This is a genomic window from Brevibacterium pigmentatum, from assembly GCF_011617465.1.
Classification (GTDB): Bacteria; Actinomycetota; Actinomycetes; order Actinomycetales; family Brevibacteriaceae; genus Brevibacterium; species Brevibacterium pigmentatum.
In genome coordinates, this window is record NZ_CP050153.1 from 953925 (window position 1) to 969121 (window position 15197).

Here is a 15197-nt window from a genome sequence, read left to right on the forward strand (position 1 = left end):
CGAATGCGCCGAGTGAGAAAGTGACAAGCGGCGCCGGACACGATGTCCGGCGCCGCTTCATTGTCTCGCTGTCGAGGACCGAGCGGGTCCTGTCAGTAGTGGTTCAGTAACGGGGTCCCGAGGGGTTCTTCACCGCACGCTTGACCGAGGCCACGAGCGATTTGGCCGAGCCGATCGCGGTGCCGGGTACCGGGTTGCCCTTCTTGAACAGCGGGAGGGCGACAAGCACGAGGATGATCGCGATGACGGCGAGGATACCGAAGACGATGAGGAAGCTTCCCCACCACGGCCAGCCCAGACCCTCATGGAATGCGGCCGCACCGGCGAAGATCACCATGAACGAGGACAGGAAGAGCAGGAAGAGCGCGACGACGGCCAGTCCCGCACCGATGCCCAGGTTCTTCGCACCGGCAGTGGCTTCGGCCTTGGCAAGGGCAATCTCTTCTTCGGCGATCGCCTTGGAATCGTCGCTGATGCCTTTGATCAGTTCGCTGATGGACCGTTCGGCCATGAGAGCTCCTAAATCGAGAACGAGGACAATCTAACTTAAGAGTAGTCTGAACGCGCCCTTCGGCCAAAGGCGAATCGGCGGGGAATCGGGAAAACCCGTCGGATCCCGACGACGGCCGCTATGCGGCAGGGTCGTCTGTCACCGACGGGTCAACCGAGTCCGGCCTCAGGGCGAGAGGCTCAGGCTCCTGCGACGGACCTCTCGATCTGGTCCATCACCGAGGCGTCGGCGAGGGTCGACGTATTGCCGACCTCCCGGTTCTCGGCGACGTCCTTGAGCAGACGGCGCATGATCTTGCCGGAGCGTGTCTTGGGCAGGTCCGTGACGATGTGGACCTTCTTCGGCTTCGCGATGGGGCCGATGTCCTTGCCCACATGCTGACGCAGCTCTTCGGCGGTCTCAGGAGAATCCTCGACGCCGCCTACGACGATGACGAACGCAATGACGGCCTGACCCGATGTGTCGTCGGCAGCGCCGACCACGGCCGCCTCGGCGACCTTGGAATGGGCGACGAGCGAGGATTCGATCTCCGCGGTGGACAAGCGGTGACCGGACACGTTCATCACGTCGTCCACTCGACCGAGGAACCAGATGTCCCCGTCCTCATCGCGGCGGGCGCCGTCGCCGGCGAAGTACGTGTTTTCGAACCGTGACCAGTAGGTCTCCTTGAAGCGCTCCGGGTCTTTCCAGATTCCGCGCAGCATCGACGGCCACGGGCGGCGGATGACGAGCAGTCCGCCTTCGGGGCCCGCCGGGTTCTCGCCCGAATCATCGACGACGTCGACGGAGATGCCGGGGATCGGACGCTGGGACGAACCGGGCTTGGTCGACAGCACGCCGGGCAGGGGAGCGATCATGTGGGCCCCGGTCTCGGTCTGCCACCAGGTGTCGACGATCGGGCAGCGCTCACCGCCGATGACGCGGTGGTACCAGCGCCAGGCCTCGGGGTTGATCGGTTCGCCGACGCTGCCGAGCAGGCGCAGGCTGGACAGGTCGTACTTCGCGGGGATCTCCTCGCCCCACTTCATGCATGTGCGGATCGCAGTCGGGGCGGCATAGAGGATCGTGGCCTTGTACTTCTCGATGATCTCCCACCAACGACCCTGATGCGGGGTGTCGGGGGTGCCTTCGTAGATGATCTGAGTCGTGCCGGCGGCCAGCGGGCCATAGGTGACATAGGAGTGACCGGTGACCCAACCGACGTCGGCGGTGCACCAGAAGACATCCGTTTCGGGTTTGATGTCGAAGACGGCCTTCATCGAGTACAGCACCTGGGTCAGGTAGCCGCCGGTGGTGTGGAGGATGCCCTTGGGCTTCCCTGTCGTACCGGAGGTGTAGAGGATGAACAGCGGGTGCTCCGAGTCGAAGAACTCGCATTCGTGTTCGTCGCTGGCCTGGCCGACGGAATCCTCCCACCACTGGTCGCGGCCCTCGACCCAGTCGACGTCCTGACCGGTGCGCTTGACGACGAGGACGTGCTCGACCGGGGTGTCTCCCTGGGAGATCGCTTCATCGACGGCGGGCTTGAGGCTCGTGGGCTTGGCGCGACGGTAGCTGCCGTCGGCGGTGATGACGACGCGGGCTTCGGCGTCGATGATGCGCGAGTGCAGAGCATCGGCGGAGAATCCGCCGAAGACGACGGAATGTGCCGCACCGAGGCGGGCACAGGCGAGCATCGAGATCACGGCTTCGGGGATCATCGGCAGGTAGATGGCGACTCGGTCTCCGCTCTTGACGCCGAGATCGGTCAGCGTGTTCGCCGCCTTCGACACCTCGGCGAGGAGTTCGGCATAGGTGAAGATGCGGGAGTCGCCAGGCTCGCCTTCGAAATTGATGGCCACCCGGTCGCCATTGCCGGCGAGGACGTGACGGTCGAGGCAGTTGTAAGCGACATTGAGCTTTCCGCCGACGAACCATTTCGCAAACGGCGGGTTGGTCCAATCGAGGACCTCGCCGAAGTCTTCGTGCCAATCGACGAGCTCACGGGACTGCTCAGCCCAGAAGCTCAGATAGTCCGCCTCGGCGCGTTCGTATTCGTCTGCCTTGACGTTGGCGTTCGCGGCGAACTGCTCAGGCGGGGCAAACGTCTCGGTCTGCTCGGCAGCGGTTTCGGTCATGCTTTCCCTCCGACTTCCTTGGTGGATCGAAAATTCTAGTTGCACTGTATACCTGTGCTCGAGGGCAGTGGAGGGCAGTTTCACTCGAAGAGCGGGGAAATCGGGGGTAGCCGCCGCACAGGTCCTGTGGTAGGGCTCACATGGTTTCGGCGGTCTTGGGGAGACCGAAGGGCCGCCTCGGCGGGGGGAATGAGGAGTTATCGACGTGCCTGAGAATGGGCATATGAGTGCACAGGAGGCCTGTGTTCTGCAAGGATGGGGTCAGAGTCTGTCGGGATCTGTCCCGCGCGGACACGGAAACACAGTTACCTTTCCCCGAGATCGACTGGAGTCAGCGATGAGTTCGCCGCAGCATCCAACCGGGTCCGGGCCACAGCCGTGGCAGGATCAGCCCCCGCAGTACCCTGGCCAGAACGCGCAGCAGCCCGGCGGTCAGCCGCCGGCCTACGGTTCGGGACCGGGACAGTTCGGCCCGGCGCCCGGGCCGGCCTACGGTTCCGCACCGGGACCCTACGGATCGGCACCGGGTCAGCCCGCCGCGCAGGGACCCTATGGTTCGGCTCCGGCCCAGTACGGGTCGGGACCCGGACCTTACGGTTCTGCCCCAGGGCAGTACGGCTCGGCACCGGGACCGTACGGTTCAGCTCCGGGGCAGGGGCAGTTCGGTCAGGCACCTGCGCCGAAGCAGAAGACCGGCCCGGGAATCCTCGGACCGCTGACTCTGCGCGACCTCTTCCTCCTTTTTGCCGGTCTGCTCGCCTTCATCGCCCTGTTCGTGCCTTACCGCGGCTACAGCTACGGCTTCGGACGCGAGACGACGACCCTGTGGCATTGGAATGTCGCGGACATGGGCGCGCTCGTGTTCGGGGTGCTCACGATCCTGCTCATCGTGGCGGCTGTGCTCGTCAACAAACTGGGCAACAGTCGGCTGCGGGTCGGATCCCTCAGCCTCGACCAGTTCATCTCCGTACTCTCGGCGATCGCCTTCACCTATGTGTTCATCGACCTACTCACCTCGGCGGTCTACTGGCATGTGGGCTCGTACCTGACGTTCTTCGCTGCGCTCATTGCGTTCTTCGCCGGTGTGTTCACGATGCTGCCGTTCTTCGCCAAGGAATTCGCCGGCCGCGAGGACATCGAAACCCATCCGAAGGCTCGCCCCGTCGCCAAGCACACCCAGCATCCGGCACCGGTGGCCAATGTGCCCGGTGCTGCCGGCCCTGGCGCCGGTGCGCCCGGATTCGCACCCTATGGCGCGGTTCCTGCCGGGCCGGGTCAGGAAGGACCCGGACAGTCGGCTCAGTTCGGTGCGCCCGGACAGCAGGACCAGTTCGTTGGGTCGGGACAGTCGGGTCAGCCTGCACAGTCGGGCCAGCCGGGTGCCGACCAGTACGGACAGTCCGCTCAGTACGGAGCTCCGGGACAGCAGGACCAGTTCGCCGCTCCCGAACAGCAGGCTCAGCCGTCCGAGCAGTTCGGTCAGCCCAGCCCCTATGCTCCACCGCAGGATCAGGAAGCCGAGCGTTCGGCCAGCTCCTTCGCAGCCCCCGCTGCCGGCGCATCGGCCGCGGGCGCCGCACCCGCACCCGCATCCGCAGGCGCGACCTCGGACCACGACGCCGCTGACGGACCGGTGCACAGCACCGGTGACGGCCAGACCTACCTGGGCCGTCACGATTCGGAGGCCCCGCAGCATTCGCAGAGCGAACCGACTCAGGCATTCGGTGTGGGCGCCGGCCAGCCGCAGCCAGATGCGACCGACGGCCAGCCCAGTGCGAGCGGCGATCAGCCGACCACGACCGAAAACCAGTCTGCGGGAGCCGATGCCCAGCCCTCAGAGTCGGACGACTCGTCACATTCGGGTGCCGTGGCCGCTGCTGCGGGCGCCGGAGTGATCGGTGCCGGTGTGGCCGGTGTCGCTGCTGTGCATTCGGACTCCGAACGTCGCCGGGGCCGCCACGCCGCTCCCGAATCGGAGACCGGTGCCGAACCGACCGACCCAACGTCGACTGCTCCGCAGGACGAAGTGAACGAGGAAACGTCTGCGGACAAGTCCGCGGCCGCCTCGGTGAGGGAAGACGAAGCCCCGACGGTGGTGTCACCGGCGGAGAGCAGCGACCTCGTCTCCAAGGTCAACTCAAAGACCTCGGACACGAACGCCGCAGAAAGCCCGAACGCCGCCGAAGGCGCGAACGTTGCCGGTGCGGCCTCGGCTGCACAGTCCTCGACCGATGCCGATGGGGCTTCGACCGACGCCGATCAGGCGTCGGCAGGTGACGCATCTGCGGACGCGACTTCGGCAGATGCGGCCTCGAACGCTTCGCCAGCGGAATCCTCGGCAGCGAACAACGAGGCCACGGCACAGGGTCCGGACGACGATGCGAACGTCCGCTCCACCGAAGCCACCGTCGTCAGCACCCCGGCCGAGGACAAGGTCGTGGCCGACGACAAGCCCACGGCCGATGACAAGGCAACCGCGGATGACGATGAGCAGGCGACCGGTGGGGAGCGGACGACCGCTCCCGAAAGCGAAGAGCCGACTCAGTACGTTCCCGTCGCCGACTATGCCAACCGTCCCGAGACCGACGGGCGTTCGGACAGGTCGAACGAGGAGACCATGGCGCAGACGGCCGTCGACAGCCAGCCGGTGCCCGCCGATGCCGGTCAGAACCGGTCCGGCGATGCTCAGAGCGACGGTCGGAACGCCGATCAGAACAATGGTCAGGCCGAGAACCAGGACGGTGGACGCCCCATCATCCAAGCGTTCTGGTTCGCCGTCCCCGAGCCGCGCGAAGCTGTGGACGAGACCACCGGAATGCCGGTGTTCACGATCTACCCCGGCGACTGGTACCTCAGCCTCGAGGACAACGGATCCTGGTTCAAGGTCCGCGACTCCGACGGCAGCACCACGGGTCTCCTGCGCAACATCGAAGGAATCCAGCGCGGCTGATTCGGCTGGCAGCCACTCGCACGTCAATGCTGTGGACAGGCCTCGGTCGACTCGGTGCCACCGGCACCAGGTGAGGTGACCGACAGGCCGGTCCACCGTGGCTGGCCTGGACTGAGGCTGCAGACCATAACAAGGGGCGCCTCCTGTGACTCAAACTCACAGGAGGCGCCCCTTCGTCGTTCCCTCCACAGGACAGTGCTCCGGTCTGGCTTGAGTCCGCCGGCCGAGTCCAGGCTCGGTGCATGCAGGTAGCCCTCATCACCGACCTCGGTGCGATCACCGAAGAATGCGCCCGAGTCGCCGAAAGCATCGGCATCTCACTGACCGTCCTGCCTCCCGACTCCGGAGGCTGGCAGTCCGCGTCGCTCATCCTCCTCGGCGAAGACGTCCGCGAGGCCCCAGCCACCGACAAGGCGGACAAGATCCTCGTCGTCCTCGACGATGACGAACCCTCCTCGACCTGGGCGAGAGCAGCCCACCTCGGCGTCGACCAGCTCGCCATGCTGCCCGCCGCAGCGGAATGGCTGAGCGGGCGGATGATCGCGGCTGTCGAACCGCCGAGCGCACCCGGAACCACGGTCGGCGTCGTTGCCGGCTGCGGAGGAGCGGGAGCCTCCGTGCTCGCATGCGCACTCGCCCGACGGGCCGGAGCCGATCACAGCACCGTCCTCGTCGACGCCGACCCGCTCGGCGGGGGACTCGACCTCGTCCTCGGTGCCGAAGGCGTGCCAGGGCCCAGGTGGACCGACCTCAGCGCCTCCCGCGGGCAGCTGCGCCCCTCCACCTTGGCCGATGCGCTGCCCCGCCACGACGGACTCGCTCTGCTGTCCTGGGGTCGGGACGACACCGTCGACCTCGACCCGGACGTCTTCGACGACTTCCTCGCCGCGGCCGGTCAGGCCTTCGACCTCGTCATCGTCGACCTGCCGCGCCATGCCCCGCCCCAATGGACCAGGCGCTGCCATCATGTCCTCCTCGTCTCCCCGGCCCGGGTGCGATCTGCCGTCGCCTCCTCCCAAGTGGCCAAGCGCCTCTCCCAGGCTCACCCGGACGTGCGCCTCGTGGTCCGCGAAACCGGGGCCGGCGGACTCGACGCCGACCTCCTCGCCGACTCCATCGGTCTGAGCCTGGCCGGAAGCATCCGTGATGATCGGGGCCTGTCCGCCGCCGTCGATCGCGGCGAGGGAATTCCGGGCGGAGCGCACCTCGGCCGCCTCGTCGACCGATTGCTGGGGGAGTGGGTGGAATGAGCGAATGGCTCGACGCCTCCCTGGTCGCCGACGTCCGCAAAACGCTGCTCGACAACCCGGGACCGGTGACCACGTCCGCCGTCGCCGAGGCGGTCCAACGCACCGGACGCGTGCTCGGTTCCTCCGCCCTGCTCGAACTCGTCACCCGGCTGTCCGCGCAGCTGTCCGGAGCCGGGCCCCTGCAATCCGTGCTCGAGGTTCCCGGCACCACGGACGTGTTCGTCAACGGGCCGCGTGAGATCTTCGCCGACACCGGTGACGGACCCCGGCTGCTCGACCTCACGCTCGGGTCCGAGGAGGACGTGAGGTCCTTGGCGGTGCGGTTGGCAGCCCTCGGCGGACGCCGCCTCGACGATTCGAGTCCCTATGTCGATGTGCGCCTGCCCGACGGGGTGCGGATGAACGCGATCGTCCCACCGATCTCCGGGGAGACGACGACGATCAGCTTCCGCGTGCCCAAACGGGCCGGATTCCCCTACTCCCAGCTCTGCGCCGAAGGGTTCGTCCCCGACGAGATCAGTCCCCTCATCGCCGAGGCGGTCACCTCCCGGGCGAACATCCTCATCTCCGGCGGGACGGGCACGGGAAAGACCGTCCTCCTCGGCGCTCTGCTGTCCCTGGTGGAGACGATCCAGCGCATCGTCATCGTCGAGGACTCCCGCGAACTCATCGTCACCCACCCCCACACCGTCCAACTCGCCGCCCGCCAGGCCAATGTCGAAGGCGGCGGCGAGGTGACCCTGACCGACCTCGTTCGCAACGCCCTGCGGATGCGGCCCGACCGCCTCGTCGTCGGGGAGTGCCGCGGCGCCGAGGTCCGGGACATGCTCACCGCGCTCAACACCGGTCATGAGGGTGGGTGCGCGACGATCCACGCGAACACCGCCGAGGCTGTGCCGAGCCGGGTGGCCGCGCTCGGTGCGCTGGCGCAGATGAGCCCGGACGCCGTGTATTCGCAGTTCTCCACTGCAATCGACCTCGTCATCCATCTGCGTCGCACCGGTTCCGAACGGGGAATCACGGAACTGGCGATCCCGACGAGGACCGGAGCCGAGGGAGTCGTCATGGAACCGGTGTGGGGCCGCCCGTCACCATCGACGACGGGCACCGTCAATCGACGTGCCCTGGCTCGGTTCGAAGCCGTGCTCGAACAGAAATCCGCCCGATGATCGTTCTCACCGCCGTCCTCATCGCGGCTGGGATCATCCTCGCCGCACCCCCGGATCCGGGGTCGAGACTGCGGGAGCTCCTCTACCGCAGCGAAGGCGGCGAACCGGCGCGGAAAGGAGTGCGTGCCTTCTTTCGCCGAGGCGGCCACACCGCCGATGATCAGGCCGAACGGCTGTGGGCGATCGCCGCCGTCGAGAACTGCGCCCACCTGCTCAAGGTGGGGATGACTCCGCAGGCGGTGATGACCACACTGAGTCGGCACAATGACGCATTGGCCCCGATCTCACGCGCGATCTCGTTGGGTGAGGAACCCGGACGCGCCATCGCCACCCGCAGCAGCGCCTTGTCTGAAACCGCCGCTCATGTGCTGTCCGGAATGGCCGCCGTGTGGACGGTGTCCGAACGCTCCGGAGCCCCCGCCGCGGAGATGATCCTCCGCTATGCGGCAGCTCAGAGAGACGCACTCGATGCCGAACGCGAACGCCGCATCGCCATGGCCGGACCGAGGTCGACGGTGCGGGTGCTCAGCTGGCTGCCGCTCATCGGCGTCGGTCTCGGCCTGCTCATCGGCGTCCGCCCTCTGGAGCTCATCAGCGGGCTGCCGGGACAGCTGAGCATCGGGGCCGGCCTCCTTCTGTACGGGGCCGGCCGATGGTGGATGCGGACGATGATGCTGCGGGCGCAGAGGTGACCATGATTCCCCTGCTCATCGGTGTCTGTGTCGGGCTCGGCGTGCTGCTGTGGTCGGGAACGACCCGCGGGAGACTGCAGAGCCTCCTCGGCGAGAGCACGACCGATCCCACCGACACCGAGGCGGCCGCACCGGAGGCGGGAACGGCCGGATCGGGCACAGAGCGGGCGGTGGCCGATGATCAGTTGGCGTTCGACCTTGACCTCGTGGCGATCTGCCTGACCTCGGGCCTGCCGATTCCCGTGGCGCTGACCCTGACCGCCGAGGCGACCGACGACCGATCGGGTCTGCAGAGGATCGCGCGTGCGATGACGATCGGGGGACGCAGACTCGCCGACGACGACCGGCTGCTGCCGGTGCTCGAGGTCTTCGAGTTCTCCGAACACACGGGTGTCGGCCCGGCACCTCTCATCGAGTCCGTGGCCGAGGAGCTGCGAGCCTCCTCCCGCCGTCGTCGGCAGGAGGCCGCCGCCTCATTGGGAGTGCAGCTGGTGCTGCCCTTGGGTGTGTGCATTCTGCCGGCGTTCCTGCTGCTCTCAGTCGTGCCGGTCGTGATCTCGCTGCTCTCCGACCTCACGACCGTGTTCTTCTGAGGTGTGCGCGACCGCGGCACGCGGCGGTTTTCACCCGGCCCGGAAGCGGCGGTGACCTGGTTTTCAGGCTCGACCGATAGGCTCGGGACATGGCACCGGTCACACCCTTCAATCAGCTGTCCAATGTCGAACAAGCCGAGAACTACGCCGAGAACCTCTTCATCGGTCGATCCGTGCGTCTGCGCCCCTTGAGGGAGGATGATCTGCCCTACCTCGAACAGTGGTGGTTCGATCCCTCGATCGTGGTCCTGCAGAATCACACGGTTCTGCCGCGGCCGGAAGGGGGAGTGTCCGAACAGTTCTCGCAGTGGAGCGCGAACACGTCGAGCGAGGCAGTCGGCTTCAGCATCGAACTGACCGAAACCGAAGAGTTCGTCGGTCACGTCACGCTCTACGGACGCAACCCCATCAATCAGTCCGCCACTCTGGCGATCGTGCTCGGCCCCGAATTCCACGGCCGCGGATACGGTTCGGACGCCGTGCGACTGGCCGTGAAATACGGGTTCCTCCAGCTGGGACTCAACCGCATCGAGCTGCAGACCTGGGCGTTCAACACCCGCGGGATCGCCTCCTATACAAAGGCGGGATTCGTCGAAGAAGGCCGTCGACGCGAAGCCGTGTTCTTCAACGGCCGTCGTCACGACGAAGTGATCATGGCCATCCTCAAAGACGACTGGGCCGGCAACACCTGATGCGTCGGCAGCACTGACTCCTTCGCAGTTTCCTGTGGACGGACTCTCCACTCGACCACCGTGATCCTGTGGACCCAGAACCCGTTTCCACAGGCGCGAAACCGAGTCTGGACACGTCGGTGCGCTCACTCCCAGGATGAAGGTCCGCTCGCAGAGTGCGAACGGGATTTCAGCCAAGGAGGAGAGCATGGCCACCACATCACCGCCCCCGGAGATCGATGATCCGCCGACGCGGCAGATCGAACCCGTCGAGGATCACCAGGTGATCGAAGAGTTCTGGGAGCCCGACACCGGAGCGACCACCGCCGAATATGCGATCACCACTCTGGCCGCGTGCGGATTCGCCGCTCTGCTCGTCGTGGTTCTCAAATCCGAACCGATCAAGGAACTCATCACCGGGGTCATCTCCTCGGCGCTCGGGTTGGGAAGCTGAGCCGTCTCATGTCACGCGGACGCTCCCGTCAGCGGCAGCGAGGAAAGGACCGCGATTTGGGAACGGCGACGGCGGAATTCGCGGTCGTCATGCCGGCCGTCGTGCTTCTCATCGTCCTGCTCACGGGAGCAGCCGCGGTCGGCTTCTCCCAGCTGCGAGCCTTCGACGCGGCACGGTCCGCGGCCCGTGAGATCGCCCGTGGCGAACCCCAGGCCGCAGTCGTGTCCGAAGCGAAGAAGCACGCCGGTGACTCCTCGACGGTTCGCGTCCGAGCCGACGGCGGATATTCGGTCGTCACGGTCACGATCGAACTGCCGGCCGCGATCTTCTTCCTCGACACCGTCGATGCGAATGCCACCGCGCGATTCGAAGGCGACAGGAGCGGGCCGTCATGACGAACATCGTCGTGGGGCTCTGCTCGATCGTGTTCGTCCTCGTCGCCGCCATCGGCAGCCTCGGCCAGGCCTTCGTCGCCCACAGTCGGGCGCAGAGCGCTGCGGACCTGGCTGCGCTCGCCGCCGCGGACGCCGTGCGGGGACTGGCCACCGGAGAACCGTGTGAGATGGCGAAGGAAGTCGCGAAGCGCAATGGCGGTCACCTCGAGGACTGCCGTGCTTCGCTCAGCGAACAGTCCGCCTATGTCGTCATCGAAGTCGACATCCCCGGGCCTCTGCCGAAGGTCAGAGAGGAGGCTGTCGCTGGGAAATGAGGGGGACCGCTACCGGAGCACGCTGCGCAGCAGCCGCAGCGCAGCGTCCTTCTCCAGCGGTTCGTTCCCGTTGCCGCACTTCGGCGACTGCACACACGACGGGCACCCCTCGATGCACTCGCATGCTGCAATGGCATCCCGGGTCGCACCCAGCCACTCCTCGATGACCTCGCTGCCGCGTTCGGCGAATCCCGCACCACCGGTCAGGCCGTCGTAGACGAACACCGTCGCCAGTCCGGTGTCGGCATGCAGTGCGGTCGACACTCCGCCGATGTCCCAGCGGTCACAGCCGGCGAAGAGCGGCAGCAGACCGATCGATGCGTGCTCGGCGGCATGGACGGCGCCGGGCAGGTCGCCGGAGACGACTTCTGCCTCGTCGAGGACGCTCTGCGGGATCGTCCACCACACGGCCTTCGTCCGCAGAGTGCGCTCCGGCAGGTCCAGTTCGTGTTCGGCGATGATCGCTCCACCGCGCTTGGCTCGCATCCGGTAGGCCACGACCTGATCCTTGACGTCGACGGTGCCGCTGCACACCGCCACCCCGGAGGTCAGAACGCGCTGTGCATCGGTGTCGACGATCGAGATCTCAGTCTGCGAGCGCGGCTGAGTCGTGTAGTCGACCTCGGCACGTTCGACGGCGACGATGCGGTCCTCGAGGTCGAGATCGAGGACGGTGAAATCGATGCCCTGATGCGTATACACCGCTCCCGGATGGGCGCCCGTGTGGGCACCCGATTCGTCGACAGTGCCCAGCAGAGTGCCGGTGCTCGCCTCGACCAGGCTGAACTGTCCACCGCCGGAACCGCGGATATCGGACAGGTCGGTGGCCGGTTGGTCTTTGGCCCAGAACCATCCGGTTGGTCGTGCCCGCAGCAACTTCGCCTCCACGAGGTCGTCGATGACCTCGGACGAATTGTCCGGGAAGTGCACGAGGTCGGCTGACTTCAGCGGCACTTCGGCGGCAGCCGCACAGAGATGGCCCGAGAGCACATGCGGATTGCCCGGATGGATGACCCCGGCGTCGACGGGGGAGTCGAAGATGACTTCGGGATGATGGACGACGTACGTATCGAGCGGATCATCGCGGGCGATGAACACGGCCATCCACCGCTGCCCGGCCCTGCCGGCGCGCCCCGCCTGCTGCCACAGGGACGCCAGAGTTCCCGGCCAGCCGGAGATGATGACGAGGTCGAGCCCGGAGATGTCGATGCCCAACTCCAGGGCATTCGTCGACGCCACGGCCAGCAGCTGGCCCGACCGCAGAGCGGTCTCGAGCATCCTGCGCTCTTCGGCCAGATACCCGCCCCGGTACGCTGCGACCTTGCCGGTCAGGGTCTCGTCCACCTGTCCCACCTGGTCGCGGACGGTCTGCGCGAGGGCTTCGGTGCCGCGGCGGGAGGCGATGAACGTGATCGACCGAAAGCCCGCGCACATCGAATCGGTGATGACATCGGCTGCCTCGACCAGACCGCTGCGCCGGTCCCCGCCCGGAGACACCGGGGGTTCCCACAGCGCAAAGCTGCCGGCCGCCCGCGGCGACGAATCCTCGGTCACCGCATGTGCGGGCCGACCGGTCAGCTTCGCAAAAGCCACGTCCGGGTCAGCCATCGTCGCCGAGGCTCCGATGACGACCGGGGACGCGCCATAGTGGGCGGCGATGCGCAGCAGGCGGCGCAGGATGAGCGCGACATGGGACCCGAACACTCCGCGGTACCGGTGGGCCTCATCGATGACGATGAAGCGGAGGTTCTTGAACATCCGAGCGAAGCGCTCGTGCTGGGGCAGAACGCTGCGGTGGAGCATGTCCGGGTTGGTGAAGATGATGTTCGCATGCCGTCTCGCCCAGTCCTTCGAGACCTGCGAGGTGTCCCCGTCATAGCTGGCCGGCCGCATGCCCTGGATGACGAACCGTTCGAGTTTGTCCAGCTGATCGGCGGCCAGCGCCTTCGTCGGCGCGATGTAGATCGCCGAGGCGGTGCGCAGCTTCCCGCGAGTCGATTGGATCGCTTCGAGCACCGGCAGCCAGAATCCCAATGACTTGCCCGACGCGGTGGGGGTCGCGATGACGACGTCGGAACCGTCCCTGGCTGTCTGTGCCGCTTCGAGCTGGTGCTGCCACAGAGCGTCGACGCCGATGGCATGGCAGGCGTGCCTGAGCTCCTCGTCGATCCAGTCCGGCCATTCCGCGTCCCGTTCGAACCGTTGCGGGATATCGCGGACATGGACGATCCGCTCATCCCGGGCACCGAAACCGGTGACGATATCGAGAAGAGCAGAGGAGGCCATGAGTCAATTATGGCGCAGTCGCTAGGATTCTTCTGTGACTGATCTGCCGTTGGCCCACCTGGGCGAGACCCTCTACCGTTCCGGATACACCGAACCGCGGCTGCGCCAGTTCTGGGGTGCCGCGACCTCGGAGGCGCTGCTGCGCAACAATCCCGCACCCGCCATCCACCACTGCACTCGGACGCTTTCTGACGAGTCGGCGACGGCCGCCGACCGCGCACTGGCCGGTGCCGCGCTGCTGTTCCATCTCCACCGCACCATCCCGGTCACCGAGGTCCGAGCTCTGTTGGGGGAGTCCTTCGACACCGCCGCCGAGGCGGGGCTGATCACCGTGGACGACGACGAGGTGACCGCCCCGTTCGCGCTGACCCCCTATGATCTTCCCGTCGGTGTTCCGCGCGGCTTCCGTCTCGGGGACGAGAACCTCTACCTCGTCGCCGATCACGGCACCCTGACCACCCCGGATGTGCTCGACGGCAAGTTCGTGCTCGGACTCGGCGGTGCCGGCCGGACGTTGGTGTCCATCACCCCGCGCGACCATGTCGGCGTGGCCGCCGATATCGGCACCGGCTGCGGAATCCAAGCCCTGCTGCTGGCACGCCACAGCGACCGGGTCATCGCCACCGACATCTCCCACCGAGCCCTGCGCCTGGCTGAACTCTCGGCCGGACTCAACGGTGTGACGACGATCGAATTCCGGCACGGGTCTCTCCTCGAACCGCTGAGCGATCCCGTCGATCTGCTCGTGTCGAATCCGCCGTTCGTCATCACCCCACGCAGCACGGACATCACCTTCGAGTACCGGGACGGCGGCATGACCGGGGACCGACTGGTTCGGGAACTCTTCACCCGGATCCCTGCGCACCTCACCGCGGGCGGACGCAGCGTCTGCCTCGGAAACTGGGAAGCCGCCTCGGGGACGGACGATGGACCGGAGACCTGGGTCGACGATGCGGATACATCGGTGTTCGTCATCGAACGCGAGGCCCTTGACCCCATCGCCTACGCGGAAACGTGGATCCGCGACGGCGGGATCCCTCGTGCCAGCACCGCCTGGAACGAGGCGGCATCTGCCTGGATCGACGACTTCGCCACCAGAGGTGTGGACGAAATCGTGTTCGGGTACGTGTTGATGAGCCGTTCCGATAACGATGTGCCAACGATTGAATCTGCAGACTCCGCGGGCAGCCAAGACACGTCGAGCCTCGCCGGCGGGCCGTCGGGGGAAGGGAGTATTCAAAACCCGGGTGAGAGTCACCTCGGCGCCGGCGAACAATCCGCACGGGCTCGCGGAGTTCCTCACCACGATCATCGCGATTCGGACGTGGCTGGCATCGGCCGGACCCGAGGAGATCGCCGAGACCGCGTTCCCGCTCGCCGGACCTCGTCGAACATCGTCATTTCGTTCCGGGAGCACCGGAACCCAACTCGATCACCTTGGAACAGGGGATCGGCTTCGGGCAGGTCTTCGACCTCGATACGGCGTTGGCCGGGTTCGTGTCTGTCGCCGATGGGACGCTGACTCTGAGGCAGACGGCCGGGGCTCTGGCTCAGCTTCTCGAGGTCGATTCCACGGCTCTGGAAGATCAGCTCGTGGCGCAGGTCAGAGCCCTGTGCGCGGCGGGTGCACTGCTGCCCGACAGCGGTTCCGTCGAGCGCTCGACGACTCGGTCGACCGGGGAATAGGGATAGGATCGGAAACCGTTGACCCCGTGTCCGAGCCGAAACCGGACGAGGTCCGGACAGCTTCCGTGGGTTGAGGGCCGATGAGGAACGTGTCCGTTCAACAGTGTTA

Annotated in this window: 14 protein-coding genes; 11 read left to right on the forward strand and 3 right to left on the reverse strand. The window is 66.6% G+C overall.

All coding sequences use genetic code 11. The features are described from left to right. Positions 1-103: 103 nt before the first annotated feature. Together GUY30_RS04185 and acs are read right to left on the reverse strand one after the other, a co-directional pair. The gene (locus GUY30_RS04185) at positions 104-511 is read right to left on the reverse strand and encodes a phage holin family protein (protein ID WP_025778074.1); all 408 of its coding nucleotides are present in this window, start codon (positions 509-511) and stop codon (positions 104-106) included. 179 nt (positions 512-690) lie between these two features. Beyond that, a complete protein-coding gene (acs, locus tag GUY30_RS04190; protein WP_167194342.1) occupies positions 691-2628 on the reverse strand; it encodes an acetate--CoA ligase in 1938 nt (645 codons plus the stop codon). 337 nt (positions 2629-2965) lie between these two features. Between acs and GUY30_RS04195 the strand changes: the two genes are divergently transcribed. The 9 genes from GUY30_RS04195 (at position 2966) to GUY30_RS04235 (ending at position 11116) form a co-directional block, all read left to right on the forward strand. After that, entirely contained in the window at positions 2966-5578 is a 2613-nt protein-coding gene (locus tag GUY30_RS04195; RefSeq protein ID WP_167194344.1) for a hypothetical protein, read from the forward strand. Positions 5579-5820: 242 nt separating this feature from the next. Next, on the forward strand, positions 5821-6828 hold the full coding sequence (gene ssd, locus GUY30_RS04200; RefSeq protein ID WP_167194346.1) for a septum site-determining protein Ssd: 1008 nt from the start codon (positions 5821-5823) through the stop codon (positions 6826-6828). After that, the gene (locus GUY30_RS04205; protein WP_167194348.1) at positions 6825-7997 is read left to right on the forward strand and encodes a TadA family conjugal transfer-associated ATPase; all 1173 of its coding nucleotides are present in this window, start codon (positions 6825-6827) and stop codon (positions 7995-7997) included. The genes ssd and GUY30_RS04205 overlap by 4 nt, the downstream gene beginning before the upstream one ends. Then, the gene (locus GUY30_RS04210) at positions 7994-8689 is read left to right on the forward strand and encodes a type II secretion system F family protein (RefSeq protein ID WP_167194350.1); all 696 of its coding nucleotides are present in this window, start codon (positions 7994-7996) and stop codon (positions 8687-8689) included. Before GUY30_RS04205 ends, GUY30_RS04210 begins: the two co-directional genes overlap by 4 nt. A 2-nt stretch (positions 8690-8691) precedes the next feature. Next, entirely contained in the window at positions 8692-9282 is a 591-nt protein-coding gene (locus GUY30_RS04215) for a type II secretion system F family protein (protein ID WP_167194351.1), read from the forward strand. Between the two features lie 89 nt (positions 9283-9371). After that, entirely contained in the window at positions 9372-9974 is a 603-nt protein-coding gene (locus GUY30_RS04220) for a GNAT family N-acetyltransferase (RefSeq protein WP_167194353.1), read from the forward strand. 187 nt (positions 9975-10161) lie between these two features. Further along, entirely contained in the window at positions 10162-10407 is a 246-nt protein-coding gene (locus GUY30_RS04225) for a DUF4244 domain-containing protein (RefSeq protein WP_083532757.1), read from the forward strand. Between the two features lie 56 nt (positions 10408-10463). Then, positions 10464-10802, forward strand: coding sequence for a TadE family protein (locus GUY30_RS04230; protein ID WP_228281670.1), 339 nt, complete (start codon positions 10464-10466; stop codon positions 10800-10802). After that, positions 10799-11116 carry an Rv3654c family TadE-like protein gene (locus tag GUY30_RS04235; protein ID WP_062244812.1) on the forward strand — a complete coding sequence of 106 codons (318 nt, stop codon included), beginning with the start codon at positions 10799-10801 and terminating at the stop codon, positions 11114-11116. Before GUY30_RS04230 ends, GUY30_RS04235 begins: the two co-directional genes overlap by 4 nt. Before the next feature lie 9 nt (positions 11117-11125). On the opposite strand, the gene GUY30_RS04240 is transcribed toward GUY30_RS04235, so the two are convergent. Further along, the gene (locus tag GUY30_RS04240) at positions 11126-13402 is read right to left on the reverse strand and encodes a DEAD/DEAH box helicase (protein ID WP_167194357.1); all 2277 of its coding nucleotides are present in this window, start codon (positions 13400-13402) and stop codon (positions 11126-11128) included. Positions 13403-13436: 34 nt separating this feature from the next. On the opposite strand from GUY30_RS04240, the gene GUY30_RS04245 reads away from it, so the two are divergent. Then, complete coding sequence (locus GUY30_RS04245) at positions 13437-14924, forward strand: DUF7059 domain-containing protein (protein WP_167194359.1); 1488 nt, start codon at positions 13437-13439, stop codon at positions 14922-14924. After that, complete coding sequence (locus GUY30_RS04250; protein ID WP_167194361.1) at positions 14900-15088, forward strand: hypothetical protein; 189 nt, start codon at positions 14900-14902, stop codon at positions 15086-15088. Before GUY30_RS04245 ends, GUY30_RS04250 begins: the two co-directional genes overlap by 25 nt. The last annotated feature ends 109 nt before the right edge of the window (positions 15089-15197 follow it).

What these genes read in the sequence shown, in the direction of transcription:
- GUY30_RS04185 (WP_025778074.1), bottom strand. Translation starts at nt 511, where the DNA reads ATGGCCGAACGGTCCATCAGCGAACTGATCAAAGGCATCAGCGACGAT.
- acs (WP_167194342.1), bottom strand. Translation starts at nt 2,628, where the DNA reads ATGACCGAAACCGCTGCCGAGCAGACCGAGACGTTTGCCCCGCCTGAG.
- GUY30_RS04195 (WP_167194344.1), top strand. Translation starts at nt 2,966, where the DNA reads ATGAGTTCGCCGCAGCATCCAACCGGGTCCGGGCCACAGCCGTGGCAG.
- ssd (WP_167194346.1), top strand. Translation starts at nt 5,821, where the DNA reads ATGCAGGTAGCCCTCATCACCGACCTCGGTGCGATCACCGAAGAATGC.
- GUY30_RS04205 (WP_167194348.1), top strand. Translation starts at nt 6,825, where the DNA reads ATGAGCGAATGGCTCGACGCCTCCCTGGTCGCCGACGTCCGCAAAACG.
- GUY30_RS04210 (WP_167194350.1), top strand. Translation starts at nt 7,994, where the DNA reads ATGATCGTTCTCACCGCCGTCCTCATCGCGGCTGGGATCATCCTCGCC.
- GUY30_RS04215 (WP_167194351.1), top strand. Translation starts at nt 8,692, where the DNA reads ATGATTCCCCTGCTCATCGGTGTCTGTGTCGGGCTCGGCGTGCTGCTG.
- GUY30_RS04220 (WP_167194353.1), top strand. Translation starts at nt 9,372, where the DNA reads ATGGCACCGGTCACACCCTTCAATCAGCTGTCCAATGTCGAACAAGCC.
- GUY30_RS04225 (WP_083532757.1), top strand. Translation starts at nt 10,162, where the DNA reads ATGGCCACCACATCACCGCCCCCGGAGATCGATGATCCGCCGACGCGG.
- GUY30_RS04235 (WP_062244812.1), top strand. Translation starts at nt 10,799, where the DNA reads ATGACGAACATCGTCGTGGGGCTCTGCTCGATCGTGTTCGTCCTCGTC.
- GUY30_RS04240 (WP_167194357.1), bottom strand. Translation starts at nt 13,402, where the DNA reads ATGGCCTCCTCTGCTCTTCTCGATATCGTCACCGGTTTCGGTGCCCGG.